The 24,208-nt window shown below is 58.2% G+C and carries 25 protein-coding genes; 6 read left to right on the top strand and 19 right to left on the bottom strand.

Translation table 11 applies throughout. The annotated features are described in order from the left end of the window. Nucleotides 1-23: 23 nt before the first annotated feature. The 8 genes from RUA4292_RS00355 to RUA4292_RS00390 form a co-directional block, all read right to left on the bottom strand. Complete coding sequence (locus RUA4292_RS00355; protein WP_058275807.1) at nt 24-2,225, bottom strand: 3-hydroxyacyl-CoA dehydrogenase NAD-binding domain-containing protein; 2,202 nt, start codon at nt 2,223-2,225, stop codon at nt 24-26. After that, entirely contained in the window at nt 2,218-2,706 is a 489-nt protein-coding gene (locus tag RUA4292_RS00360) for a cupin domain-containing protein (RefSeq protein ID WP_058275808.1), read from the bottom strand. Before RUA4292_RS00360 ends, RUA4292_RS00355 begins: the two co-directional genes overlap by 8 nt. Then, nucleotides 2,706-3,917: an acetyl-CoA C-acetyltransferase gene (locus tag RUA4292_RS00365; RefSeq protein ID WP_058275809.1), complete on the bottom strand. Its 1,212-nt coding sequence runs from the start codon at nt 3,915-3,917 to the stop codon at nt 2,706-2,708. Before RUA4292_RS00365 ends, RUA4292_RS00360 begins: the two co-directional genes overlap by 1 nt. Nucleotides 3,918-3,928: 11 nt before the next feature. Continuing rightward, nucleotides 3,929-4,567: a glutathione S-transferase family protein gene (locus RUA4292_RS00370; protein WP_058275810.1), complete on the bottom strand. Its 639-nt coding sequence runs from the start codon at nt 4,565-4,567 to the stop codon at nt 3,929-3,931. 135 nt (nt 4,568-4,702) lie between these two features. Further along, entirely contained in the window at nt 4,703-4,915 is a 213-nt protein-coding gene (locus RUA4292_RS00375) for a hypothetical protein (RefSeq protein ID WP_058274212.1), read from the bottom strand. Nucleotides 4,916-4,969: 54 nt separating this feature from the next. Continuing rightward, nucleotides 4,970-6,751 carry an acyl-CoA dehydrogenase C-terminal domain-containing protein gene (locus RUA4292_RS00380; protein WP_058275811.1) on the bottom strand — a complete coding sequence of 594 codons (1,782 nt, stop codon included), beginning with the start codon at nt 6,749-6,751 and terminating at the stop codon, nt 4,970-4,972. Nucleotides 6,752-6,800: 49 nt separating this feature from the next. After that, nucleotides 6,801-7,202, bottom strand: coding sequence for a MerR family transcriptional regulator (locus tag RUA4292_RS00385; RefSeq protein WP_058274210.1), 402 nt, complete (start codon nt 7,200-7,202; stop codon nt 6,801-6,803). Between the two features lie 283 nt (nt 7,203-7,485). After that, nucleotides 7,486-7,854, bottom strand: coding sequence for a MerR family transcriptional regulator (locus RUA4292_RS00390; protein WP_058275812.1), 369 nt, complete (start codon nt 7,852-7,854; stop codon nt 7,486-7,488). 117 nt (nt 7,855-7,971) lie between these two features. Here RUA4292_RS00390 and RUA4292_RS00395 point away from each other — a divergent pair, with 117 nt between their 5' ends. Genes RUA4292_RS00395 through RUA4292_RS00405 form a run of 3 tightly spaced genes read left to right on the top strand, consistent with a single transcriptional unit; the run spans nt 7,972 to nt 10,232 of the window. Continuing rightward, nucleotides 7,972-8,391 (top strand): PaaI family thioesterase, encoded by a 420-nt coding sequence (locus tag RUA4292_RS00395; RefSeq protein ID WP_058275906.1) that lies wholly within the window; start codon nt 7,972-7,974, stop codon nt 8,389-8,391. Further along, the gene (locus tag RUA4292_RS00400) at nt 8,391-8,909 is read left to right on the top strand and encodes a PaaI family thioesterase (RefSeq protein WP_058275813.1); all 519 of its coding nucleotides are present in this window, start codon (nt 8,391-8,393) and stop codon (nt 8,907-8,909) included. The genes RUA4292_RS00395 and RUA4292_RS00400 overlap by 1 nt, the downstream gene beginning before the upstream one ends. 6 nt (nt 8,910-8,915) lie before the next feature. Next, complete coding sequence (locus RUA4292_RS00405; RefSeq protein WP_058275814.1) at nt 8,916-10,232, top strand: MATE family efflux transporter; 1,317 nt, start codon at nt 8,916-8,918, stop codon at nt 10,230-10,232. Here RUA4292_RS00405 and arsC read toward each other — a convergent pair. Genes arsC through RUA4292_RS00425 form a run of 4 tightly spaced genes read right to left on the bottom strand, consistent with a single transcriptional unit; the run spans nt 10,229 to nt 12,388 of the window. Continuing rightward, on the bottom strand, nt 10,229-10,570 hold the full coding sequence (gene arsC, locus RUA4292_RS00410; protein ID WP_058275815.1) for an arsenate reductase (glutaredoxin): 342 nt from the start codon (nt 10,568-10,570) through the stop codon (nt 10,229-10,231). The genes RUA4292_RS00405 and arsC overlap by 4 nt on opposite strands. Beyond that, nucleotides 10,567-11,625, bottom strand: a complete 1,059-nt coding sequence (locus RUA4292_RS00415; protein ID WP_058275816.1) for a quinone-dependent dihydroorotate dehydrogenase — start codon at nt 11,623-11,625, stop codon at nt 10,567-10,569. Before RUA4292_RS00415 ends, arsC begins: the two co-directional genes overlap by 4 nt. Further along, entirely contained in the window at nt 11,622-12,053 is a 432-nt protein-coding gene (locus RUA4292_RS00420) for a DUF1330 domain-containing protein (RefSeq protein ID WP_058275817.1), read from the bottom strand. The genes RUA4292_RS00415 and RUA4292_RS00420 overlap by 4 nt, the downstream gene beginning before the upstream one ends. Continuing rightward, on the bottom strand, nt 12,050-12,388 hold the full coding sequence (locus RUA4292_RS00425) for a DUF952 domain-containing protein (protein ID WP_058275818.1): 339 nt from the start codon (nt 12,386-12,388) through the stop codon (nt 12,050-12,052). The genes RUA4292_RS00420 and RUA4292_RS00425 overlap by 4 nt, the downstream gene beginning before the upstream one ends. A 108-nt stretch (nt 12,389-12,496) precedes the next feature. Between RUA4292_RS00425 and RUA4292_RS00430 the strand changes: the two genes are divergently transcribed. The 3 genes from RUA4292_RS00430 (at nt 12,497) to mnmH (ending at nt 15,975) form a co-directional block, all read left to right on the top strand. Further along, complete coding sequence (locus tag RUA4292_RS00430) at nt 12,497-14,074, top strand: bifunctional metallophosphatase/5'-nucleotidase (RefSeq protein WP_058275819.1); 1,578 nt, start codon at nt 12,497-12,499, stop codon at nt 14,072-14,074. 140 nt (nt 14,075-14,214) lie between these two features. Next, on the top strand, nt 14,215-14,880 hold the full coding sequence (locus RUA4292_RS00435) for an SOS response-associated peptidase (protein ID WP_058275820.1): 666 nt from the start codon (nt 14,215-14,217) through the stop codon (nt 14,878-14,880). Between the two features lie 42 nt (nt 14,881-14,922). Further along, nucleotides 14,923-15,975, top strand: a complete 1,053-nt coding sequence (mnmH, locus tag RUA4292_RS00440; protein ID WP_058275821.1) for a tRNA 2-selenouridine(34) synthase MnmH — start codon at nt 14,923-14,925, stop codon at nt 15,973-15,975. Here the strand turns inward: mnmH and selD are convergent. Genes selD through RUA4292_RS00475 form a run of 7 tightly spaced genes read right to left on the bottom strand, consistent with a single transcriptional unit; the run spans nt 15,966 to nt 24,058 of the window. After that, a complete protein-coding gene (selD, locus tag RUA4292_RS00445; protein WP_058275822.1) occupies nt 15,966-18,125 on the bottom strand; it encodes a selenide, water dikinase SelD in 2,160 nt (719 codons plus the stop codon). The two genes, mnmH and selD, sit on opposite strands and share 10 nt — an antisense overlap. Before the next feature lie 5 nt (nt 18,126-18,130). Next, the gene (locus tag RUA4292_RS00450) at nt 18,131-18,517 is read right to left on the bottom strand and encodes a Na+/H+ antiporter subunit G (RefSeq protein ID WP_058275823.1); all 387 of its coding nucleotides are present in this window, start codon (nt 18,515-18,517) and stop codon (nt 18,131-18,133) included. 7 nt (nt 18,518-18,524) lie between these two features. After that, nucleotides 18,525-18,794: a K+/H+ antiporter subunit F gene (locus RUA4292_RS00455; RefSeq protein WP_058274196.1), complete on the bottom strand. Its 270-nt coding sequence runs from the start codon at nt 18,792-18,794 to the stop codon at nt 18,525-18,527. Beyond that, a complete protein-coding gene (locus RUA4292_RS00460; protein ID WP_370247519.1) occupies nt 18,791-19,291 on the bottom strand; it encodes a Na+/H+ antiporter subunit E in 501 nt (166 codons plus the stop codon). The genes RUA4292_RS00455 and RUA4292_RS00460 overlap by 4 nt, the downstream gene beginning before the upstream one ends. After that, nucleotides 19,288-20,832: a monovalent cation/H+ antiporter subunit D gene (locus RUA4292_RS00465; protein ID WP_058275824.1), complete on the bottom strand. Its 1,545-nt coding sequence runs from the start codon at nt 20,830-20,832 to the stop codon at nt 19,288-19,290. Before RUA4292_RS00465 ends, RUA4292_RS00460 begins: the two co-directional genes overlap by 4 nt. Then, a complete protein-coding gene (locus RUA4292_RS00470; RefSeq protein ID WP_058274194.1) occupies nt 20,829-21,188 on the bottom strand; it encodes a Na+/H+ antiporter subunit C in 360 nt (119 codons plus the stop codon). The genes RUA4292_RS00465 and RUA4292_RS00470 overlap by 4 nt, the downstream gene beginning before the upstream one ends. Continuing rightward, the gene (locus RUA4292_RS00475) at nt 21,188-24,058 is read right to left on the bottom strand and encodes a monovalent cation/H+ antiporter subunit A (protein ID WP_058275908.1); all 2,871 of its coding nucleotides are present in this window, start codon (nt 24,056-24,058) and stop codon (nt 21,188-21,190) included. The genes RUA4292_RS00470 and RUA4292_RS00475 overlap by 1 nt, the downstream gene beginning before the upstream one ends. Nucleotides 24,059-24,208: the final 150 nt, after the last annotated feature.

Genomic DNA, 24,208 nt, shown 5'->3' on the forward strand with positions numbered 1-24,208 from the left:
AACCCGCACCAGCGTCTATTTTTTTAGGCAGCTTTTGCTTCGGGGTCAAAGCGACCATAGAAGCTCTGGCCTTTCTCAGCCATCTCACGCAGCAGCGGCGGGCAGGCGAAGCGTTCGCCATACTGTGCCGTCAACTGGTCGCAACGCTCGGCGGCGTAGGGCGTGCCGATGATGTCCAGCCAGCTGAGCGGACCACCCGACCATGGTGCAAAGCCCCAGCCAAGGATCGCACCCACGTCGCCCTCGCGGATGTCTTCCAGTACGCCTTCTTCCAACGCGCGGACCGCTTCAAGAACCTGCGCGAACATCAGACGTTCTTGCACTTCGATCAGGTCAGGCTGGTCCTCGGCATGTGGGTATTTCTCCTGCAGCCCCTTCCAGTACTCGGTGCGTTTGCCTTTTTCGTTATAATCGAAGAAGCCCGCGTTTGCCTTGCGGCCCAGTCGGCCCTGTTCTTCCATCCAGAAGATCAGATCATCGCCCGGGTTTTCCGGATAGGCATCGCCCATCGCGGCTTTCGTGGCGCGAGCAATCTTGGCGCCCAGATCAATCGAGGTTTCATCGTTCAGCTGGATCGGCCCAACGGGGAAGCCCAACTGACGCGCAGCGTTGTCAATCAGCACAGGGTTGACGCCCTCGGTGATCATGCGCAAACCTTCGTTGATGTAAGGGATGATGCAGCGGTTGGCGTAAAAGAAGCGCGCATCGTTGACCACGATCGGCGTCTTGCGGATTTGGCGAACATAGTCCAACGCCTTGGCCACCGCGCGATCACCGGTTTCCTTGCCCTTGATGATCTCGACCAGGAACATCTTCTCGACCGGTGAGAAGAAGTGAATCCCGATGAACTGATCCGGGCGCACGCTCGCCTTGGCCAGATCCGAGATCGGCAGGGTCGAGGTGTTCGAGGCAAAGATGCAATCCTCAGGGATGATCGCCTCGACCTTCTTGGTCATCTCGGCCTTTACGCCGACGTCTTCAAACACGGCTTCGATGATCAGGTCGCAGCCCTTGAGGTTGTCCAGATCCGGCGTCGCAGTGATGCGACCCAGCATGGCCTCTTTCTTTTCAGCGGTAACCTTGCCGCGCTTCATACCTTTGTCCAGGTAGCTCTCGGTGTAGGCCTTGCCTTTATCCGCTGCCTCTTGGTCACGGTCGATCAGAACCACTTCCATACCGGCCTGAGCTGAGACGAGCGCGATACCGGCACCCATCATGCCTGCGCCCAGAACACCGATCTTCTTGACCCGCTGATCGGGTACGCCCGCGGGGCGAACGGCACCTTTTTCCAGCGCTTCCTTGTTCAGGAACAGCGAACGGATCATTGCACCCGAGGACGGGTTCATCAGAACAGACGTAAACCAGCGCGCTTCAATCTTCAGCGCGGTGTCGAAATCGACCAGAGCACCCTCGTAGACGGCGCTCAGCAGAGCCTTGGCCGCAGGGAAGGCGCCTTGAGTTTTGCCGTTCACCATCGCCGACGCGCCGACAAAGTTCATGAAACCGGCAGGGTGGTAGGGGGCACCGCCGGGCATCTTATAGCCCTTCGCATCCCAGGGCTTGACGATGTCCGCGTCCTTGGCGCTTAGCACCCATTCCTTGGCTGCGGCCATTGGGTCGGCTGCGATCTCATCAACATAACCCGCGCCTTTGGCTTTCTTGACGTCCAGCATCTTGCCTTCCAGCAACAGCGGTGCCGCCGCAATCGCGCCAACCTTGCGGACCATCCGCGTGGTGCCGCCTGCGCCGGGGAAGATGCCGACCATGATCTCGGGCAAGCCGTATTTTGCTTTGGGGTTCTCGGCCGCAAAGATGCGGTGCGTGGACAGCGGCAGTTCCATACCAATGCCGGCAGCGGTGCCAGGCAGAACGGTGGCAATCGGCTTGCCGCCTTTCTTAGTCTTGGGGTCCATGCCCGCCATCTCGATCTTCCGCAGCAGGGCGTGCATCTGCATCGTGCCTTCGAACAAGCCTTTTGCCGGGTTGTCGCCCGCCTGTTCCTTCATCACTGCCAACAGGTTCAGGTCCATGCCCCCAGCAAATGACCCTTCCTTGCCAGACGTGATTACGATGCCTTTGACATCTTCATCCGCCAGCGCCTGATCAATGCAATCGCTCAGTTGCGCCAGCCCGTCAAAGGACATCACGTTCATGGTTTTCCCGGGCACATCCCAGGTGATTGTGGCGACGCCGTCGGCGTCTTTGCTCAGAGTGAAATCAGTCATTGTCATCTCCAATCTGGTCAGCCGTCAGCGGGCTGCCATCTTTGCGGGTGAAGGCGAATCCGTTCTCATCATCCTTCACCATCATGTCTATGTCGCTGTAATAGCCGGTCTCGGTCGGGGTCCGTGTGCCCACCACCAGAAAGGTCGCAGGCGCATCGGTTTTGTTCACAAGGTGGTGGCCGTTGGCCTCACCTGCGGGCCAAGCGGCGCAATCGCCGGGCTGCATCTCATGCTCGCCATCGTCGTCGATCAGCACGCAGGTGCCGCTGAGCATGATGGCAAATTCGTCCTGCTCCATGTGGTAATGGCGCAGCGAGGACATGCCTTGCGGCTCGAGCCGCACGATGTTGACCCCGTATTGGGACAGCCCGCCTGCATCACCGACGCGCTGAACGAAACGACCCGCGGTCGCCTCGGCCAGTTTGCCGGGATAGGCCGAGCCACCCTTGAACGAGATCTGAGAGAGATCCAGCTTGGGCATCAGACGCGCTCGATGATCGTCGCTGCACCCATGCCGGATGCAATGCAGAGCGTGGCCAGACCGGTTTCCTTGTCCTGACGCTCAAGCTCATCCAGCAGAGTGCCAATGATCATCGCACCGGTTGCGCCCAGCGGGTGGCCCATGGCGATCGAACCGCCGTTGACGTTGACCAAACCGGGGTCGACATCAAACGCCTGCTGGAAACGCAGAACGACTGAGGCAAAAGCCTCGTTCACTTCGAACAGGTCCAGATCGCTGATTTTCATTCCGTTGTCGGCCAGAATCTTCTCGGTCACCGGTACTGGGCCAGTCAGCATGATGGTCGGGTCGGTGCCAATCTTGGCCGTCGCTTTGATGCGGGCACGCGGCTTGAGGCCGTATTTCTCGCCGAATTCCTTGTTGCCGATGAGAACCGCCGCCGCACCATCCACGATGCCCGAGCTGTTGCCCGCGTGGTGGATGTGGTTGATCTTTTCCAGATGCGGGTATTTCAGCATCGCCACCTTATCAAAGCCGGGCATCTGTTCGCCCATCATCTGGAAGGCCGGGTTCAGGCCGCCAAGGCTTTGCATGTCAGTGCCGGGGCGCATGTATTCGTCGCGGTCCAGAATGGTCAGGCCGTTCTGATCTTTGATGGTGATAACCGATTTCTCAAAGCGGTTGTCTGCCCATGCTTCCGCGGCTCGGCGTTGCGATTCCATCGCCAACGCGTCTGCGTCATCACGGCTAAAGCCATATTCGGTCGCGATGATATCGGCCGAGATTCCCTGTGGCACGAAATAGGTGTCCATCGCCAGCGAGGGATCAACGGCAATCGCTGCGCCGTCGCTGCCCATGGCCACGCGTCCCATCATTTCCACGCCACCTGCGATGTACGCTTGGCCAGCGCCGCCCTTGACCTGGTTTGCCGCCAGGTTCACAGCTTCCATGCCGGATGCACAGAAACGGTTGATCGCCAGGCCGGGGATCGACTGGTCCAGGTCCGAGGCCAGAACAGCCGAACGTGCCAGACAGCCGCCTTGTTCCATCACCTGCGTGACATTTCCCCAGATCACGTCCTCAACGGCGTGGCCTTCCAGATTGTTGCGCTCTTTCATCGCATTCAGGGTCAGGGCGGACAGGCGTACCGAGGTTACCTCGTGCAGGCTGCCATCCTTGCGGCCCTTGCCGCGCGGGGTGCGCAGGGCGTCATAAATATAAGCTTCGGTCATGGGGTCTCTCCTTAAGCTCGATCCGACGGTTTGCCGGGCATCAGGTCATAGGGGTGTTTCCAGCCTGGCTGTTCCGACAAGCGGGTCAGCCAGGCGTCGATATGCGGCCAGTCGGCGCGGTCAAAGCCGAATGGTTCAGGGTAATACAGATAGCTGCAGCAGCTGAGATCGGCATTCGTGACGTCATCACCAACAATCCAATTGCGGCCTTCAAGATGAGTATTCAGAACGTCATAAGCCGCTTTGAGGCGACCTTGATTGAAGGCAATGACATCAGGATTTCGGTGCTGTTCCGGCAGAAAGTTGATCAGGAAACGGGTCAAGCCAGCCATTGAGCTAAGCTTGTGATTGTCCCACAGCACCCAGCGCAGAACGTCGTAGTTCTCATCTCGGTTCTTGCCGCCGAACTTGCCGGATTTCTCGGTCACATAGGCCTGAATGGCACCGGATTGGCTGGTCCGGAAATCGCCATCGACCAGCACGGGTGCTTCGCCCATTTCATTGACTTCGGCGCGGTATTCGGGAGTACGTGTCACGCCTTTGAAGAAGTCTACAAAAACCGGCTCCCAGTCCAGCCCGGACATTTCCAGGGCCAAGGCGGCCTTGTAGCTGTTTCCGCTTTCTCCGAAGCAATGAAGTTCGATTGTCATGCGATCGCCCCTCCCAAGGCGTACGGTGCGAAGTCGAAATTCGCGTATTTCGAGAAAGACAATCCGCTTGGCTAAGCGCCAAATGGCATTGTCTTGCTGAAAACACGCCCACCTGAGTGAAGGTGGCTGTAGTGTTTAACGCTTGCGGTCATCCAACTCGGAATTGAAGATACGCAGGCGATGGGTCAGGTTGTCCTCGTTGATCACGCTGTTGAAATTCTCGAACAGAAACGACAGCGCCTCTCCTTCATCCAACCCAGCATCACGCGCGAACGCCTTGAGCTTGCGATACCCGTCTTCGGTCATTGCGACGGGAAAGCGGCGGGTTAGTCGAAAACGCTTTGGCATGTGGTTCCTCCGGTAAGCTGGGTCCGGGCAATATCGCCCGGACCCAGACTGAGATCAGAAGTTCGCCGCGTCCAGAGCCATGACCGTGTCCGCGCCCGTCTGGATGCGTGCCAGATGCATGCCTGTAGCAGGCAGGCGGCGCGCCATGTAGAAACGGCCGGTGTTGATCTTGGTCTCGTAGAACTCTTTGTCCGACGCGCCGCCATCCAGCGCATCTTGCGCGGCTTTGGCCATCTGCGCCCACATCAAGCCCAGGCAAACATGTCCAAACATGTGCATGAAGTCATAAGAACCGGACAGAGCATTGTTGGGGTTCTTCATGCCTTCCTGCATGAAGTACATGCCAGCGGCCTGCAGGTCTTTGGACGCAGCCTTCAGCGGTTCGATGAAGGCCTTGTCATAGGCTTCGTCTTTACCAGCGCTGTCTTTGCAGAATGTCTTGACCATGTCGAAGAACGCCATGACGTGCTTGCCGCCGTCTTGCGCCAGCTTACGACCGACAAGGTCCAACGCCTGAACGCCGTTGGCGCCTTCGTAGATCATCGCGATGCGTGCGTCGCGGGTGTATTGCGACATGCCCCATTCTTCGATGTAGCCATGACCGCCAAAGACCTGCTGTGCCTGAACGGTCATGTCATAGCCCTGATCGGTCAAAAAGCCTTTGATGACCGGTGTCAGCAGCGAGATCAGACCGTCCGCATCTTTGTCGTCAGACCGATGCGCCTTGTCGATCATGGTCGCGCCCCACAGGATGAACGCACGCGCACCTTCGGTGAAGCTTTTCTGATCCATCAGGTTGCGGCGGATGTCCGGGTGCACGATCAGCGGATCGGCGGGGCCGTCCGGGTTCTTTACACCAGTTACATCACGACCCTGCAGGCGGTCTTTGGCGTATTCGACGGCATTCTGGTACGCGGCCTCTGCCTGAGACAGGCCTTGCATGCCCACACCCAGACGCGCTTCGTTCATCATGGTGAACATGGCACGCATGCCTTTGTGCTCTTCGCCCAGCAGCCAGCCGGTGGCTTCGTCATAGTTCATGACGCAGGTCGAGTTGCCGTGGATACCCATCTTCTCTTCGATCTTGCCGACCGAGACACCGTTACGCTCGCCCGGCGTACCATCTTCATTGACGATGAACTTGGGCACGATGAACAGGGAGACGCCCTTGATGCCTTCGGGGCCGCCGGGGATCTTGGCCAACACCAGGTGGATGATGTTGTCAGCCATGTCGTGATCGCCGGACGAGATAAATATCTTTTGGCCCGATATCTTATAGCTGCCATCGCTCTGCGGTTCTGCTTTGGTGCGCATCAGGCCCAGATCGGTGCCGCAATGCGGTTCCGTCAGGTTCATGGTGCCGGTCCATTCGCAGCTGACCATATTGGGCAGGTATTTGTCTTTCTGTTCGTCGGTTCCGTGCGCCAGGATCGCTGACGCCGCGCCGTGCGTCAGGCCCTGATACATCACGAATGCCTGGTTCGCAGCCGAGAACATCTCACCAACGGCGGTGCCCAGGACGTATGGCATGTTCTGGCCGCCATACTCTTCCGGCATGTCGAGCCCAGTCCAGCCACCTTCTTTCATCTGCTCAAAGGCGTCTTTGAACCCGGTCGGCGTGTATACGATACCGTTTTCCAACCGGCATCCTTCGGTGTCCCCAACCACGTTCAGCGGGTGCAGAACATTGGTGGCCACTTTGCCTGCTTCTTCCAGAACGGCGCCTGTGAATTCGGCTTCAAGCTCGTTGTACCCCGGAACGTCGGAGTCCGAGATTTTCAGTACGTCGTGCAGAATGAACTGCGTATCTTTGGTTGGCGCGTTGTAGACGGGCATGTGAAGCTCCCTTTAATTCATATGTCCGGGTGGTAGGCAGGCGAGGGGGTTACTCGGCAGCCTTTTTGTCTTGTTTGACCGAGGCGATGACTTTCTCGCCCCAGCGCAACTGTTCTTTCAGATCGTCGATCGCCTGGGTCAGTTCCTCACGGCGCGCTTCCATATCTTCCAGGCGCTCGCACGCAATTTCATAGGTGCGTGATATCTGAGTCATCTGTTGGTCGCCGACATGGTAAAGGTCCAGAAGCTGGCGTATTTCTTCAAGGCTGAACCCAAAGCGCTTGCCGCGCAGGATGAGTTTCAGGCGGGCACGATCACTTTTGGTGAACAGCCGTTTTTGACCTTCGCGGATCGGAAACAAAAGCTCTTTGGCCTCGTAAAACCGCAACGTGCGGGGCGTGACATCATATGTCTCGCACATTTCTCGGATGGTCATCAGATCTTCGGTCATGGTTTCAGCACTCTCGTCACTGGCGTCAATGAAAGTCAGTTGCGCAGTCGATGCGCACGTTACAACATGTAGATGACGTTCACGTAATGTGAACGCTGCGTCACAACAGAAGTTTACGTAACTTCCGCGCGCGTCAAGTCGCGGATTTCCGACTTTTTCGGAATTAACGTAACGGAATTTGTGGGTGCCAATTCCCGCAGAGCGACCCAACACACCTTAAGGCATGGCCGAAGTGTGCGAGAGTCGCTTCATTTTTTGAGTGTGCGATGGTGCGCCAACGGAATCACTCGAGCGATTTGGCAGTCTGGTCGCGCATCTCGGTCAGGGCATCAATTGCCTCGTCCAATTGCTGTTTTTGCTGGTTCAGTTCGACGATCTGCTTATCCGCGACGTCGACAAATGCACGCATTTGGATCTCGTTGCCTTCGTTTTCATAGATCAGCAGCCACTGCCGGATATCTTCCAGCGAAAACCCATATTTGCGGCCGCGCAGGATCAAAGTCATGCGTGCGCATTCCCGCGGACCATAATATCGCGATCTGCCTTCCCGATCGGGTTGCAGCAATTCGATGTACTCATAGTAGCGCAGGGTACGTGGAGTCACATCGTACTCGGCGCACATCTCTTTGAATGACAAACGGTTGTCGGACATTCCTGATCTCCTCTGGCGCAGCCTATGTTCTGTCAGCGGCAAGCGCAACCGGCGGGCTTGCTCTTTTGGCGGACACGGGCTCATAAAGGGATAAACCAAAAGAACGGATTCAAGTACATGGTCGACAAAGCCGCAATTGCGCGCCAGTTCATCGAGGCGATCCCGCATGCAAGGGCGTTGGGTCTGAAGCTGACCTCAATCGGAAATGGCGAAGCGGGTATTACAATGCCGTACAGCAAAGAGCTTGTTGGCGATCCGCGCACCGGGGTGATTCATGGCGGCGCTGTTTTTACCGCATTGGATACCTGTTGTGGTGCCGCCGTCATGAGCCATCCGTCGGCCCCAGGGGGTACGGCGACAATTGACCTGAGGATCGACTATATGCGGGCGGCAACACCGGGACAGACGATAACGACCCAGGCGACATGCTACCACATCACACGGAATGTCGCCTTTGTGCGCGCGACGGCGATGGACGAAGACGATGGCCTTCCGGTGGCCACAGCGGCAGGGTCATTCACGGTGGAGGGTCTGTAATGGCGCGTACTCGCCCGGAACCCGTCCAGGTCGTAAAACAACGCCGGGATGCGGCGCTGAACGCGATTGTCGATGGTGTGCCCTACATTCGGTTCCTCGAAATCGGCTTTGATCGCCGCGGTGATGAACTGACTGGTGTTTTGAACTTCGACCAGAAACTGATCGGTAATCCGTTACTACCCGCGTTGCATGGGGGCGTCACGGCGGCGTTTCTAGAAGTCACGGCCGTTATCACGCTGAGTTGGGAGTTCTTGCTGCCCAAGATCGAAAGCGGGGAACTGAATGCCAGTGATATCGCCGACTACGAAAAAGTACGTTTTCCAAAGACCGTCGATTTCACCGTCGACTATCTGCGGTCAGGCCTGCCGCGTGATGCATATGCGCGCGCGTTCATCAGTCGGGCCGGTCGTCGCTATGCCTCTGTCCGGGTCGAGGCCTGGCAGGACAATCACGCGAAGCTCTTTGCACAGGCTTCCGGGCATTTCCTGATGCCACAGCCCACTACCGACGGAAAATAGAACGCTATGCAGGACGCTTCGGCACCTATTACGCATAAGCGGGTGCTCCGGATTGCAGCGCCGATCGTATTGTCCAATGCGACGGTGCCAATTCTGGGGGCGGTGGATACTGGTGTCGTGGGGCAGTTGGGTCAGGCGGCCCCAATCGGTGCGGTCGGCATGGGTGCCGTTATTCTGGCCACCATCTACTGGGTGTTCGGGTTCCTGCGTATGGGGACAACTGGTCTTGCGGCTCAGGCACGTGGTGCAGGGGACACGGCGGAAACCGGAGCCTTGCTGATGCGCGGGCTGTTGCTGGGCGGCGCGGCGGGCCTGTTCTTTATCCTGACGCAAGTCTGGTTGTTTTGGGGGGCGTTCACCCTGTCGCCGGCCAGTGCTGAGGTTGAGTCGCTGACCCGCGCCTATCTGGAGATCCGTATTTGGGGTGCCCCGGCTACGATTGCGCTTTTTGCGGTGACGGGTTGGCTGATCGCGGTAGAGCGCACCAAGGGTGTGTTCGTTTTGCAGATCTGGATGAACGGGCTGAACATCGTTCTGGATCTCTGGTTTGTTCTTGGCCTTGGCTGGGGCGTCGAAGGTGTCGCCATCGCGACGCTGATCGCCGAATGGACCGGGTTGGCGCTTGGCCTTTGGCTGTGCCACGATGCTTTCGCTGGAAATCAGTGGCGCGACTGGCCCAGGATATTTGACCCCGCGCGTCTGCGCAGAATGATGCAGGTGAACGGCGATATCATGGTACGTTCGGTGCTTTTGACCGGTGCGTTTACCACTTTTTTGTTTGTTGGTTCCGATCTGGGGGACGTCAATCTGGCGGCAAATCAGGTACTGCTGCAGTTTCTTGAGATCACGGCCTTTGCCTTGGACGGTTTCGCATTCTCTGCCGAGGCGCTGGTGGGCAGTGCGGTCGGTGCGCGTGATCGCGCCCAGGTCCGGCGCGCGTCGATCATGGCGTCGCAATGGGGTGTCGGGGGTGCGTTTGCCCTGGGTTTTGTGTTTTTTCTAACCGGACCATCCCTGATCGATCTGATGTCAACCTCACCCGAAGTGCGGATTGCCGCGCGCGAGTTCCTGCTCTGGGCGGCCCTTGCGCCGGTGATCGGCGTGGCCAGCTGGATGTTCGACGGCATTTACATAGGGGCGACGTGGACGCGCGCTATGCGGCAGGCGATGATCCAGTCCGTCGCGATCTATGTGGTGGCCCTGTTCCTGTTCGTGCCGACGTTCGGTAACCATGGGCTTTGGGCCGCGCTGATGGTCCTGAACATCGTGCGCGGGGTCACGCTGGGATGGCGTTACCCTAAACTAGAAGCGCAGATCGCTTAAAGCAGCGACAGCAGGTTTTCGCGCGGACGACCAATCGCGGCCTTGTCGCCGGCAATGGCCAGAGGACGCTCGATCAGGATGGGGCTTTCCGCCATAGCCTGAATCAGGTCATCATCGGGCGTTGTTCTCGTAAGGCCCAGTTCCTTGAACCGCTTTTCGCCTGTCCGCATCATCTCGATGGCCGGAATTCCCAATTGGGACGACACCGCGCGCAGCTCATCAGCAGACGGCGCATCCTCCAGATATTTGCGAACTTCGACAGCCGCGCCTTTTTCTTCCAGCAACGCCAGACCGGCGCGGGATTTTGAACAGCGCGGGTTATGCCAATATTCAATCACAGCCAGTCCTCTCTTTTGCTGCCAACGGCCTGTGCGACGGATGTGAACCCGTCTTGCGCCAGCAGGTCATCCAGACCTTCGGCAATTTCTGCGGCCAGTGAAATGCCACCATAGACCATGGCCGTATAGAACTGCACGGCCGAAGCCCCGGCGCAGATCTTGGCATAAGCCTGCTTTGCCGTCCCGATCCCGCCAACACCAATCAACGGGATTTGCCCGTCGGTCAACTGGCTAAGACGTGCTAGAACGCGGGTCGATTTCTGGAATAACGGTGCGCCGGACAGACCGCCTGCTTCACCCTTATGGGCACTGCGCAGACCATCGCGTGACAGGGTTGTGTTGGTGGCAATCACCGCATCCACGCCGGTTTCGCGGGCCACATCGGCGATGTCTTGCAATTCGCCTTCGGTCAGATCCGGAGCAATCTTCAGGAAGATTGGCAAGGGGCGGGGCAGTGCGTTGCGCGTCTCAATCACGCCGCTGAGCAAAGCACTCAGGGCCGCCTTGCCCTGAAGATCACGCAGTTTTTCCGTATTCGGGGATGAGACGTTGACCGTGGCAAAATCCAGATGCGCGGCGCAATGGGCCAGGACCTTGGCGAAGTCACCCGGGCGGTCGTCGCTGTCTTTGTTGGCACCCAGGTTCAGGCCAATCACCGCGTCCTTTGGACGGTCAGCCAGACGGCGGGCCATGACGTCCATGCCTTCGTTGTTGAACCCGAACCGGTTGATGGCGGCCATGTCCTGGGTCAGGCGGAACAGACGTGGTTTCGGGTTGCCGGGCTGCGGGCGCGGGGTCACGGCACCGACCTCGATAAACCCGAACCCTGCGCGGGACAAAGGCGCAAGAACCTCACCATTCTTGTCGAATCCTGCGGCCAGGCCAACGGGATTTGGCAGGTCCAATCCCGCCACTGCGGTGCGCAACCGATTGGAGGTCACTGGACCCGGCGCGGGGGCCAATCCGGCCTTTAGCGCCTTGATCGATAATCCGTGAGCTGTCTCAGGATCCATGCGGTGCAGGGCTGCCAGCCCCAGTTTTTCAGTCAGTTTCATCCGAATACCTCTCCGCCAGCGGTAGGGGCGCATCGTATGAGGCGCGAGGTTTCGACGGCGGCTTGGCGGTGCACCACGGCCATTTGGTAAACCGGGTCCGTCACCATTTCCAGAAACGCGTGCGCTGTGGGATAGCGAGCGATGAAAACTGCGTCCCAGTTTTCGTTTTGCGGGCCGATCAGTGTCGTCTGAAACACGCCGCGCCACAGGATCGAAGCGCCAAGGCGCGCAATGATCGGAGCGGTTTCCGAGCCGTACTTGCCGTAAGCCTGCGCGCCGGTCAGCCCGGCATCCACGAGTTTGTGCCCTGCGGGATACTCAGCAGCGTCGCGGAACTTCACCAAGTTCAGCATCTCGATCGGGTGGTCCCGATCAAGATCCTTGAAAGCCTCAAACTGGGCGCGGTCCGGATCGACAAAATTGGTCATTCCATATCCATGGGAAACTGGTGAGCGGTTCCATCAAAGGGCAGGGCGCGCGACCAGACAACATCGGTCATTTTGATCTGCCGATAAAGATGCGGGAAAAGCGCGCCACCGCGCGAAACCTCCCATTTCAGGTCGTCGCCCATCACATCGGCGTCACACGCCAGCAGGGTCAGCCCTTCGACCCCGGCAAAATGTTTGGCGGCTGTTTCTGCCGCCTGCTTGGCAGTCGAGAAATGAACATATCCGTCAGAGACATCGATCGGCGCCCCGTCTGATGCGCCTTGTGCCTGTAACGTGGCCCATTCATCGGCCCGAATAATTTTGTAAATCAGCATGCGGTCGTGATGCACCGGCCTACGGGTAGAATCAAGCCGGATTTCCCCCTTTGACTCTCGGCGTTGCGCGTCGCAACATCTCCGCAATTAACAATAGGGAGTTAAACTATGCTCACCCGTCTTTTGACGTCTGCCGCCGCGCTCAGCCTGACCGCAGGCATGGCATTTGCCGAGTACAAGCTGACGATTCTGCACACCAACGATTTCCACTCGCGTTTTGAGCCGATCAACAAGTACGACAGCGGTTGCGGTGATGAAGACAACGCCGAAGGCAAGTGTTTCGGTGGTTCCGCACGCCTGGTCACTGCGGTCGAAGAAGCACGTGGCCGTGCCGAAAACTCGATTCTGGTGGATGGTGGAGACCAGTTCCAGGGATCGCTGTTCTATACCTATTACAAAGGCAAGGTCGCGGCCGAATTTATGAACAAGCTGGGCTACAACGCGATGACAGTGGGTAACCACGAATTCGACGACGGCCCCGAGGTTCTGCGCGGCTTTATCGACTCGGTCGATTTCCCGGTTCTGATGTCCAACGCGGATATCGCGGACGAAGAGTTGCTGACCGACAAGATCAAGAAATCGACCGTGATCGAAGTTGGCGGCGAAAAGATCGGCCTGATCGGCCTGACACCTATCGACACTGATGAGCTTGCCTCGCCCGGTCCGAATATCTCGTTCTCGGACCCGGTGCCTGCGGTTCAGGCCGAGGTGGACAAGCTGACCGGTGAAGGGGTTAACAAGATCATCGTGCTCAGCCACTCGGGTTATGGTGTGGATCAGCGCGTCGCGCAGGAAACCACCGGGGTTGACGTGATCGTAGGTGGCCACTCGAACACATATCTGTCGAACACGTCGGACAAGGCCGCTGGCCCGTATCCGACCGTGGTCAACGGCGTTCAGATTGTACAGGCCTATGCTTATGGCAAATTCCTGGGTGAGCTGAATGTGACCTTTGACGATGACGGCAACGTGGTCTCGGCTGCTGGTGAGCCGCTGATCATGGACAACACCGTTACCGAGGATCAGGCCGCTCTGGATCGTATTGCCGAACTGGCGGTACCTTTGGATGAAATCCGCAACAAGGTGGTTGCAAGCTCTGCCGATGCCATTGAAGGCGACCGCGCTGTTTGCCGCGTTCAGGAGTGCCAGATGGGCAACCTTGTAGCCGACGCTATGCTGGCTCGGGTTGCGGATCAGGGCGTCAAGATTGCGATTGCGAACTCGGGTGGTCTGCGGGCCTCAATCGATCCGGGCGACGTGACCATGGGCGAAGTGCTAACCGTGCTGCCGTTCCAGAACACACTGTCGACCTTTGAGATCAGCGGCCAGGGCGTCATCGATGCGCTTGAGAACGGCGTCAGCCAGGTTGAAGAGGTTAAAGGCCGCTTTCCGCAGGTTGCTGGCCTGACCTTTACCTGGGACCCGGCTGTCGCACCGAACGAAGGGCGTATTGCCGAGGTCATGGTTGCCGACGGAGACGGGTTTGTTCCCATCGATCCGGCAGCGACTTATCTGGTGGTCACCAACAACTACGTCCGCAATGGCGGTGATGGCTACAAGATGTTCTCGGGTGACGACAAGAACGCCTATGACTTTGGGCCGGATCTGGCAGATGTAACGGCTGAATACCTGGCCGAAAATGCGCCTTACACGCCCTATCTGGATGGGCGGATCAAGCAGAAGTAAGTTTGCTTCGATAAACACACAAAAAGGCCGCGTTTGACGCGGCCTTTTCAGTCTTATGGTCAGAAACGGCTTGATGGTGTTCCACTCGGTATCGGCGCGGGCGACATTAACCTACAATTTCTGAAAAAGGGACAAAGCCTATGTGCGGACGGTTTGCCGTAACACTTCCCAACGATGCAATGGCGCAGCTTTTTTCGGCCCGCCCAGCTAACACTTTGCCAGCGCTGCCGAATTTCAACGTCTGCCCGACCAATCAGGTGCATGTGGTGCGCGCGGGCGAAAACGGGCGCACGCTTGATCCGCTACGCTGGGGGTTTTTGCCCCATTGGTACAAGGCCGAAAACGCAGGACCTCTGTTGATCAACGCGCGGGCGGAAACGCTTGCCGAAAAGCCCGCCTTTCGCGCTGCATGCCGCGAACGCCGCTGCCTGATCGCTGCGACGGGGTTCTATGAATGGACCAAGACGGAACAAGGCGACAGGTTGCCATGGTACATCTTCCGTCAGGACAACGCACCGATTGCCTTTGCCGGTGTTTGGCAGGATTGGGGGCCTGAAGATGCGCGGCAGGGCACCTGCGCCATCGTCACAACGCCGGCCAACCGTCACCTCAGCGCAATCCATCATCGCATGCCTTTGATTCTGGAACCCGATGACTGGCCGCTGTGGCTGGGGGAGGCCGGAAAGGGGGCCGCGCGTCTGATGCAGCCAGCGGACGTAGATGTCCTCAGCTATCATCGCGTCAGCCCGACCGTGAATTCGAACCGCGCCAGCGGGCCGGAATTGATTGAACCGATCGAAGTTTAGCCCTGTCTTTTCATTCACGGCTTTGCGGGATAGACCTCTGACATGGTTCTGAAATTCGACAGTTTGCCCGATCTATATGCGCATGAATTTGACACGGTGATCGACGTGCGCAGCCCGGCGGAATTTGACGAAGACCACCTTCCCGGCGCCATCAACTTGCCTGTTCTCGACAACGAAGAACGCGCCCGTGTCGGCACAATCTATGTTCAGGAAAGCCCCTTTCTGGCGCGCAAACTGGGGGCCGCGCTGGTGTTTCGGAATGCGGCCAATCACATCGAGAACAGCCTGTCCCATCATGAGGGCGGATGGCGGCCGTTAGTTTACTGCTGGCGTGGCGGGCAAAGATCGGGTTCGTTCACTTGGATGCTGCAACAGATCGGCTGGCGGGCCGAATTGGTCGAGGGTGGCTATCGCACCTATCGCCGGTTGGTGAAACGGTATCTCTATGATGACCCGCTGCCGCATCACCTGATTGCGCTGGACGGATATACCGGCACGGCGAAGACCGAACTATTAGTGCATCTTGCGGCTCGCGGCGTTCAGGTTCTGGATCTAGAGGGGCTGGCCAACCACCGTGGGTCCTTGCTGGGTGATATGCCCGGTGGACAACCCAGCCAAAAGGCGTTCGAGTCTGCCCTATCGTCTATGCTATGTCGTCTGGACATGTCGCGCCCCGTGGTGGTCGAGGCGGAGTCGTCCAAAATCGGGTCTCTGATCCTGCCGCCGACGCTTTGGGCGGCCTTGCGTCAAGCCCCTCGCATCCAGATAACAGCCTCCGTTCAGGCGCGTTCGGACTACTTGGTATCCGCCTATGATGACGTTCTGTCGGACTCTGACCGCCTGCGCGACCGCCTTTCCCCGCTGCGGTTTCACCGCGGGCATGACGTGGTGGACGGTTGGCTGGACATGATTGACGCTAGTGACAAACGCGCACTGACTCAGGCCTTGATCGAGCAGCACTATGATCCTGCATATGCCAAATCTGCCCGAGTGCGCAGTTCAGACGTTATCGCGAATATACATGCGTCGGCGTTGGATCATGCTGGCTTGTCTGCAACAGCAGCGCAGATCGAAGCCATCCTGGATCAGGTTTGAACCCGAAGCCCCGGTGCATCGGTCATGTGCCCAATGATTACGGCAGGATACCCAACTTTGCGCAAAGCTTCGCAGATCATCTGTCCTTGATCCGCTGGTACCGCGGCCAGTAAGCCTCCGGCAGTCTGAGGATCATACAGCAGGTCAGCTTTGCCGCCCGTCGGTAATTCGGGCGTAATCGCTCGATTGTCTTCGAACAAGGTTGACCGGATGCCCTGCGCGGCCAGTTCCCGCGCGCCATCCATTACCGGAACTGCCTCAAGATCCAAGGCAGCACCGCAACCCGAGGCCTCGGTCATGCCCAGTAGGTGCCCAGCCAGACCAAATCCCGTTACATCGGTCATCGCATGTGCGCCTGCCAATATTTCTGAAGTCCTGCCTTGTGGCTGCACCATATGTGCAAGGGCCGCCGCAACCCATTCGCCTTTTGCTGCGCCCGCCATCTCTGCCGCCATCAGAACGCCGCTGCCCAACGGTTTGGTCAGGATCAGGGCATCCCCGAGTCTGGCGCCGGTCAGTGTGATCGGGTCGGCGTCGCACAGACCGGTCAGGGTGAACCCGATCGTCATCTCGTCACCCATCGAGCTGTGGCCGCCGACAATCTCGGCCCCGGCGTCACGGATGACGTCGCTGGCCGTTGCCATGATCTCGGCCATGGTGCGACGCTGAAGGGTTGGCGACATGCGGGGTAGGATGATCGTCGCCGTGGCGGCCTGCGGGCGGGCACCCATGGCCCAGATGTCCCCAAGGGCGTGAACCGCTGCAATGCGCGTCATCAAAGTGGGATCGTCTACGAAGCCGCGCAGATGGTCCGAGGTCATGACCTGCCGCGCGCCTCCGGTCTGCAACAGGGCGGCATCATCGCCGGGCAGTGGTGTCACATCCGCACGAACAGGGGCGGGCAGATCGGCAAGCGCGGATTGCAACGCACCGCGCCCGACCTTGGCACCGCAGCCCCCGCACATGGGATTGTCGCCCAAGGCTTCAGTCAAACCGGCCGCGTGATGGCGCGGCAAGGCCGGAGGCTTCATCTGCGGCAGGTTGCGAAACTTGTCCATAAAGCTTTGATCGATGTGGTTTTTCCATTTCCACATCAACGGCCCGCTGAACGAGGTCCCCAGCCGCTCCCCCAATGCAGACTTGCCGCCTAGTGATATGAGCTTGAGGTAATCCTTTTGCGGCTCATACCGCCGCATGGCATCTGACCCTAGGGCGGCCCTTAGGTTTTGGTACAATACGGGGGCCTCGCGCACTGCGTAAACTCCGGCTTTGGGGCGTGGGTTTTCTGTCAGATGTGCGCAATCACCTGCCGCAAAAATGGCAGGGTCGCTGGACTGCAGGCGCCCGTCGACGCGGATGAAGCCGTCCTGAAGGTCCAGCCCTGTATTCGCGATCCAGTCATAGGGTTTTGCACCGGCCGCACCGGTCACAAAGCTGGCTGCGATTTGGCGGCCATCTTGCAATGCGACGTGATCCTTGGCGATGTGCGAAACAGATGCTTGTTCGATCACTTCAATGCCCAGATCAGCCATCGCTTTGCGAATGGTCCGCGCGGACTTGGGATGAGTCGCCGTCAGGGCACGTGCGTTGTCAATCAGGGTCAGGTGCGCGGTGCGCCCCTTGGTGCGCAAGGCAAAGGCCATAGCCATGATGAGCTCGGCCCCGGCGACTCCACTGCCAATCACCGCGACCGTAGCATCACCTGATCCTTCCAGGTACTCTGCCCATTTGGCAGCAAACGGACCCAGCGGTTTGGCGGGAACGGCATGCTGGTCAAAGCCGGGCAGGGCTGGCATGTCCGATGTAATCCCCACGTTGACCGATGCTACATCAAACGCCACCGGGGGACGGTCTGGCACATGAACCTCGCGCCGGTCTGGGTCGATGCCTGAAACCGCACCCAGAATGATCCGCGCGCCGGCAAAGCGGGCTAGTTTGACCAGATCTATGTTCAGGTCCTGACGTGCGTAGTGCCCGGCGACAAAGCCCGGCAGCATCCCCGAATATGGCGCCGTGGGACCGGGGTTGATCACCGTCACCCGTGCGCCGGGCAGGGGGTTCATGCCCCACTTGCGCAGCAACAAAGCATGGGTGTGGCCCCCGCCAATTAGAACCAGATCGCGGGTTAAGGGCAGCGGTGGGTGGTGCATCAAACTCAGGACTTGCTGTGGTCAGGGACGTCTTCGACCTGCTCAACAGCGTGCGTGGCCCAAAGTTCATCCTCGCCCGCATCCGGCAGATCGCTGGGTTTTTCATGACGGTGAATGTGCCATTTGGCAATGAACAGGGCCGTGATCGGCGCGGTCAGGAACAGGAACAGAGTGATCAGAAGTTCGTGCAGCGACAGGTGCTGTTCGATCAGAACCGAGTGGCAGATCGATGCCAGCAACACGCCACCCACGCCCAGGGTCGTCGCCTTAGTGGGTGCGTGCAGGCGCGACATAGGATCTTTCAGCTTGATCATACCGTAGGACCCGACAAAGCCGAAGATGCCTGAGATGACCAGGAAGAAGGCGATCAGAAGTTCTATGATGAAACTCATTCCACCCTCACTCAATGATATTGCCACGCAGCATGAAGCGCGCGTAGGCAACCGTTGAGACAAAGCCCAGCATGGCAATGATCATGGCAGATTCGAAGAACACTTCTGTTCCCAGAGTCAGACCATATAGGATCAACAGAGCGATCGTGTTGATGACCATCGTATCCAGAGCCAGAACGCGGGTGCCGACGCCGTCTGCGGTGATGATCCGCCAAAGGCACATCATAATGGCCGCGCCGAAGCAGGCGAATGCAAAGGCGATTGCAATGTCGATCATTCGAAAATCTCCTTCAGGCGACGCTCATAGCGGCTTTTGATCTGGTCGCGCACTGCATCAGGATCGGGGGCATCTAGACAATGTACCAGCAGGTTATGCCCCTGTGCGGACAGATCGCTGCTGACGGTTCCGGGGGTCATGGTGATCGTTCCCGCCAGCACTGTGATAGCCTCAGGTGTGCGCAATTCCAGCGGGATCGAGATCCAGGCCGGCTGACGATCTGCGTCGCGTTTGAACAGGATAATCCGGGCAACGGTGATGTTCGCGATCACGATGTCCCAAAGCACAACCAGGATGTATTCAACGACCATGGGCCAGTTGCGCAGCTTTGGGCGATCAGGCCAATAAGGCTGTGTGATGAAGGGAATGATGATGCCCAGGATCAGGCCAAAAACCAGCGAATTCAGGGTCAAGTTATTGGCCAGCAGGACCCACACGATGGTCAGCAGGAACGTCAGATGCGGGTGCGGAAATATTCGGTGCAGAAGTCTGATCATGTGTCGCCTCCCAATACGGCTGCGATGTAGTTCTCAGGTGTGAACAATTGCTCGGCCGTTTTATTGGTATACTCCAGCGCAGGTCCCGCAAACAGGGTCAGCAGCACAAGGCCGATCGCCATTGCGCATACGGCGGTGAAAGCCAGCCCGGGGTTGGGCTCGGGCGCAGGCGCGGGCGGGGTTCCTTCTTCGTTTTCTGGGTCCGTTTCCGTGTTGTGCTGGGCATCATGGCTTTTCCAGAAGATCAACGAGCCCGCTCGGGCAAGGCCAACAATAGTCACGAAGGAACCGATCAGGATTACGGCCCAGATGGCGTTTGCATCCGGTGCGTCCCGTGCGGCGTCCAGCACCAGCAACTTGCCGACAAAACCCGATAGCGGCGGCATGCCCGCCAACGCTATCGCACCCACAAAGAACAGAGCCGATATCAGACCCGTTTGCGGCATTGGTGCAGTTGGGGCAATCGCGCCGCCCCGGCGTTCCATCACCAGATCGGCAACCAGGAACATAAGCGCAGTGGCTAAGGTGGAATGATACACGTAATACAGTGCCGCCGCTGTGGCCGTTTCCGTGAACAGCGAGATCGCAATCAGCAACGTTCCCATCGAGGTGATGGCACAGAACGCCACCATACGCGCGATATGCTGTGTGCCCAGAATGCCGATGGCACCAACGGCCAGCGTCACCAAAGCGGCGGGTTGCAACCAAGCGCCAACAAGGCCCTGCGTAGCCTCAACCTCTGGGCCGAAGCCCAGCGTGTACATCCGCAGGATCGAGTAGGCGCCGACCTTGGTCATGATCGCAAACAGGGCGGCCACTGGCATGGGTGCACTGGCGTAGCTCGCCGGTAGCCAGAAGTGCAGTGGCAACACAGCGGCTTTGATGCAAAACACCAGCAGCAGCAAAACCGCACCAACCCGCAGCAGGGCGGTGTCATCCGCTGGCAATTCCGCCACCCGCACGGCCAAGTCGGCCATGTTCAACGTTCCGGTCACAGCATAAAGCGTGCCTAAAGCAAACAGGAACAGGGTGGACCCCAGCAGGTTATAGGCCACATATTGCACCCCGGCTTTCAACCGTACTGCACCGCCCCCATGCGTCATCAGGCCATAGGACGCGATCAACAGAACTTCGAAGAACACGAACAGGTTAAAGGCATCACCGGTCAGGAATGCGCCGCAGACTCCCATCAGTTGAAAGTGGAACAGGGCGTGAAAATGTTTACCCCGATCGTCCCAGCCTGAGGCGATAGCATAAAGCACGATCGGCAAAGCCAACAGTGCAGTCAGAAGCACCATCATGGCCGATAGTCGGTCCAGCACCAGAACGATGCCAAAGGGCGCAGGCCAGTTGCCCAGTTCGTAGACCTGAATATCGCCACCTGCGGCCTGTGCGGTGATAGTCAGGGCAATACCAATTAGGGCCACCACCCCAGCGACCGAAAAGATGCGCTGCAGGTCCAGGTGAAAGCGCAGGACCATAATGATGAACGGGGCCAGGATCGCGGGCAGGACGATTGGCGCAACGATCCAATGGTTCATGCGTCTTCTCCCGGCGCGTCGACGCTGTCATTGGCGTTCATATCGATATGGTCATCCTTCGAGGACAGGTAGGCGCTGAGCGCGATCATCACGATCACAGCGGTCATTCCGAACGAGATCACGATGGCCGTCAGCACCAAAGCCTGCGGCAGCGGATCGGTATAGGGCACTTCTTTGTATTTGTTCAAAACGGCAGGCGCGTCCAAAGCCAATCGGCCCGTTGCGAACAGGAACACGTTCACGGCGTAAGTCAGCAGAGACAGGCCCAGAATGACAGGGAAGGTCCGGCGGCGCAGGATCAGGAATATCCCGGCAGCAGTCATGACGCCAACGGCAGAGGCTACGAGCGCTTCCATCAGACCTGCTCCATGTTTTCTTCTTCTTGCGGCGGATTGTCCCGCAATGGGTTGATATCCATCGGGAATTCCTGCGCCATGCCCGGTTGCCACGCGAACCTGGACAGGCTGTCCAGCGCCAGCATCACCGCCCCCAGAACAGCCAGGAAAACGCCGGTGTCAAACAGGATGGCGGTGGCCCATTCGAACTCTTCCAGCGGTGGCCAGTGAATATAGCCAAAATCGCTGGTCAGGAACGGACGATCATTAAACCACGCACCCAGACCCGTAGCGGCGGCAATGAGCACGCCCCAGCCGATGGAGCCATGGTAGTAGAACCTCTGGCGTTCGATGGCCCAAGTATAACCGCTGGCCATGTATTGCATCAGGAAGGCGATTGCGACAACCAGACCGGCGATGAAACCGCCGCCCGGCTGATTGTGGCCGCGGAAAAAGATATAAGCCCCGACCATCAGCGCGATGGGCATCATCATCCGGGTCACGACCACCATCATCAACGGATGCGAGTCCCCCGATTGCGGCCAATGCGGTTTTCGGTTCAGCAGGTAGCTGCGGACATTGGTGCCCAGAACGGCCTCGGTCAGGGCAAAGATGATAAGCGCGGCAATGCCCAGAACGATGATTTCGCCAAAGGTATCAAAGCCCCTGAAGTCCACGAGGATGACGTTGACCACATTGGTGCCGCCACCACCTTTGTACGAATTCGCCAGATGGAATTCCGAAATCGTCGGAAAGGCAAAATCCCGCAGCAGCAGCGCATAGATCAGCGCGCCCGAACCAATGCCCGCCATGACTGAGATTGCAGCGTCGCGCCAGCGGCGCGCGGCGCTGCTGTCCCAGGGCGTATCCGTGGGCAGGAAGTTCAGCGACAGCAGCAGCAGGATCATCGTGACCACTTCGACCGAGATCTGCGTCAGCGCCAGATCCGGGGCGGACAGATAGTTGAAGGCCATCGAAACGATCAGGCCGACAACACCAATCAGCACCAGCGACAACAGGCGATTGCGGTGGAACCACATAATCGCCAGCGTTGCACCCACAAGGCAGATCCATCCGATAAGCGGTATGATCTGAATGGGCAGCGCCTCCCGCGTTTCGGGGCCAATTGTGCCGGTTGTATAGGCATAATAACCCAGCGCGAGGGTGAAGCCGATCATAATGACCGCGTAACGGCTGAGGACGCCGTTGTGCAAAGTATCGGTGATCAAACGACTGAGTCTTGTCAGCACTCCGATCACAGTATCAAAGATCACCTTGGCCTCGGGACGCGGCAGGGCATTCCAGATTTTCTCTTCATGCCGATGCAAGCTTAGCAGGAACAGACCGCCCAGTGTCGCGACCACGGACATATAGAGGGCAGGCGTAAAACCGTGCCACAATTTCAGCGAATAATACGGCAGCTTCTCACCGCCAATGACCGCGCTGGATACAACGGCGACCAATGGGCCCACGATGGCGGCAGAGTTCAGTCCGATCAGTACCACCAGCACGACAAGGAAGGCAGGCGCCAACCATAGACCGACGGGTGGATCATGCGGATGGGCCGGGTAATCATGACGCTCCGGACCTAGGAACACGTGGCTGACAAACCTGAAGGAATAGGCCGCTGAAAACAGCGCCGCCAACAATGCCAGACCCGGTACAAGGTAATGAGAGTGCAGCCATGTGGTGTGAACGGTCTCTTCCAGCATCATTTCCTTGGACAGAAACCCGTTCAGGGGCGGTATGCCCGCCATCGACAGTGCAGCGATTGTGCCAATTGTAAAGGTGATCGGCATCAGATGGCGTAGGCCACCCAGACGTTTGATATCCCGCGTACCGGTTTCGTGATCCACGATCCCTGCGGTCATGAACAGAGCCGCTTTGAAAGTCGCATGGTTGATGATGTGAAAGATTGCAGCCACGGCGGCGATCTTTGTGCCAAAGCCCAGCAGCATGGTGACCAACCCCAGATGCGACACGGTCGAAAACGCCAGAAGGGCCTTGAGGTCATCCTTGAACAGAGCGATCACCGCGCCCATCAGCATGGTGATAAGTCCAGTTGTGGCAACAATGTAGAACCAAGCGTCGGTGCCGGCCAAAACGGGCCACATCCGGGCCATCAGAAACAACCCGGCCTTCACCATGGTGGCCGAGTGCAGGTAGGCAGAGACCGGTGTCGGGGCCGCCATGGCGTGGGGCAGCCAGAAATGGAATGGGAATTGCGCCGACTTGGTAAAGCAACCTAGCAGGATCAGGATCAACGCGGGCAGGTAATAGGGTGACGCCTGGATCAGCTCTTTGTTCTGCAAAATTACGCTTAGGTCATAAGACCCGACGATATTGCCCAGGATCAGCATCCCGGCGATCATCGCCAACCCGCCAGAGCCGGTCACTGCAAGCGCCATCCGCGCACCTTGACGTCCTTCGGGCAGGTGTTTCCAATATCCGATCAACAGGAAGGAGCTAAGCGACGTGAGTTCCCAAAAGATAAGCAAAAGCAGTATGTTGTCGGACAGAACAATCCCGACCATCGCGCCCTGAAACAGCAGAAGATAGGTGTAGAACTGCCCCATCGGGTCCTCGCGCGACAGGTAAAATCGTGCGTAGAGGATGATAAGTAACCCGATACCAAGTATCAGCAAAGCAAACAAAAATCCCAAGCCATCCAGCATGAAATTTGCGTTCAATCCAAGGGCTGGCATCCACTCGAACCGGGCGGTCACAACATCGCCTCGCATCACAGACGGGATGTGGATCAACAGACCCATCAGCGCCAGAAATGTGGTCAACCCAGCAGCAGAAGCAGCTGCATTTCGTCCTGCCCTGATCAGAAGAGCTGGAAAAACAGCGCCGAGAAAAGGAAGGGCCGCGATGAGGAATAGGGACAAGTGCGATACTCCGTTCTGGGCGGTCAAGTAGTACTGATTTTGTAAGGATAATTTTCTTACTGTCCAGCTAATACAACTCATTTGCCGCGCGCCAACACAGCGAGGCTGCGGCTTTTGCCTGCAAAAATGACGTGAACTTGAACTGCCAGG

It is taken from the genome of Ruegeria atlantica (assembly GCF_001458195.1).
Lineage (GTDB): Bacteria > Pseudomonadota > Alphaproteobacteria > Rhodobacterales > Rhodobacteraceae > Ruegeria > Ruegeria atlantica.

Excerpts from the sequence above, each read along its gene's own strand:
- RUA4292_RS00420 (WP_058275817.1), bottom strand. The coding sequence starts at position 12,053 with ATGACCAATTTTGTCGATCCGGACCGCGCCCAGTTTGAGGCTTTCAAG.
- RUA4292_RS00435 (WP_058275820.1), top strand. The coding sequence starts at position 14,215 with ATGTGCGGACGGTTTGCCGTAACACTTCCCAACGATGCAATGGCGCAG.
- RUA4292_RS00360 (WP_058275808.1), bottom strand. The coding sequence starts at position 2,706 with ATGCCCAAGCTGGATCTCTCTCAGATCTCGTTCAAGGGTGGCTCGGCC.
- RUA4292_RS00365 (WP_058275809.1), bottom strand. The coding sequence starts at position 3,917 with ATGACCGAAGCTTATATTTATGACGCCCTGCGCACCCCGCGCGGCAAG.
- RUA4292_RS00470 (WP_058274194.1), bottom strand. The coding sequence starts at position 21,188 with ATGGAAGCGCTCGTAGCCTCTGCCGTTGGCGTCATGACTGCTGCCGGG.
- RUA4292_RS00465 (WP_058275824.1), bottom strand. The coding sequence starts at position 20,832 with ATGAACCATTGGATCGTTGCGCCAATCGTCCTGCCCGCGATCCTGGCC.
- RUA4292_RS00390 (WP_058275812.1), bottom strand. The coding sequence starts at position 7,854 with ATGTCCGACAACCGTTTGTCATTCAAAGAGATGTGCGCCGAGTACGAT.
- RUA4292_RS00425 (WP_058275818.1), bottom strand. The coding sequence starts at position 12,388 with ATGCTGATTTACAAAATTATTCGGGCCGATGAATGGGCCACGTTACAG.
- mnmH (WP_058275821.1), top strand. The coding sequence starts at position 14,923 with ATGGTTCTGAAATTCGACAGTTTGCCCGATCTATATGCGCATGAATTT.
- RUA4292_RS00395 (WP_058275906.1), top strand. The coding sequence starts at position 7,972 with ATGGTCGACAAAGCCGCAATTGCGCGCCAGTTCATCGAGGCGATCCCG.
- selD (WP_058275822.1), bottom strand. The coding sequence starts at position 18,125 with ATGCACCACCCACCGCTGCCCTTAACCCGCGATCTGGTTCTAATTGGC.
- RUA4292_RS00405 (WP_058275814.1), top strand. The coding sequence starts at position 8,916 with ATGCAGGACGCTTCGGCACCTATTACGCATAAGCGGGTGCTCCGGATT.
- RUA4292_RS00460 (WP_370247519.1), bottom strand. The coding sequence starts at position 19,291 with ATGATCAGACTTCTGCACCGAATATTTCCGCACCCGCATCTGACGTTC.
- RUA4292_RS00450 (WP_058275823.1), bottom strand. The coding sequence starts at position 18,517 with ATGAGTTTCATCATAGAACTTCTGATCGCCTTCTTCCTGGTCATCTCA.
- RUA4292_RS00415 (WP_058275816.1), bottom strand. The coding sequence starts at position 11,625 with ATGAAACTGACTGAAAAACTGGGGCTGGCAGCCCTGCACCGCATGGAT.
- RUA4292_RS00370 (WP_058275810.1), bottom strand. The coding sequence starts at position 4,567 with ATGACAATCGAACTTCATTGCTTCGGAGAAAGCGGAAACAGCTACAAG.
- RUA4292_RS00455 (WP_058274196.1), bottom strand. The coding sequence starts at position 18,794 with ATGATCGACATTGCAATCGCCTTTGCATTCGCCTGCTTCGGCGCGGCC.
- RUA4292_RS00385 (WP_058274210.1), bottom strand. The coding sequence starts at position 7,202 with ATGACCGAAGATCTGATGACCATCCGAGAAATGTGCGAGACATATGAT.
- RUA4292_RS00380 (WP_058275811.1), bottom strand. The coding sequence starts at position 6,751 with ATGCCCGTCTACAACGCGCCAACCAAAGATACGCAGTTCATTCTGCAC.
- RUA4292_RS00400 (WP_058275813.1), top strand. The coding sequence starts at position 8,391 with ATGGCGCGTACTCGCCCGGAACCCGTCCAGGTCGTAAAACAACGCCGG.
- RUA4292_RS00430 (WP_058275819.1), top strand. The coding sequence starts at position 12,497 with ATGCTCACCCGTCTTTTGACGTCTGCCGCCGCGCTCAGCCTGACCGCA.
- RUA4292_RS00375 (WP_058274212.1), bottom strand. The coding sequence starts at position 4,915 with ATGCCAAAGCGTTTTCGACTAACCCGCCGCTTTCCCGTCGCAATGACC.
- RUA4292_RS00355 (WP_058275807.1), bottom strand. The coding sequence starts at position 2,225 with ATGACTGATTTCACTCTGAGCAAAGACGCCGACGGCGTCGCCACAATC.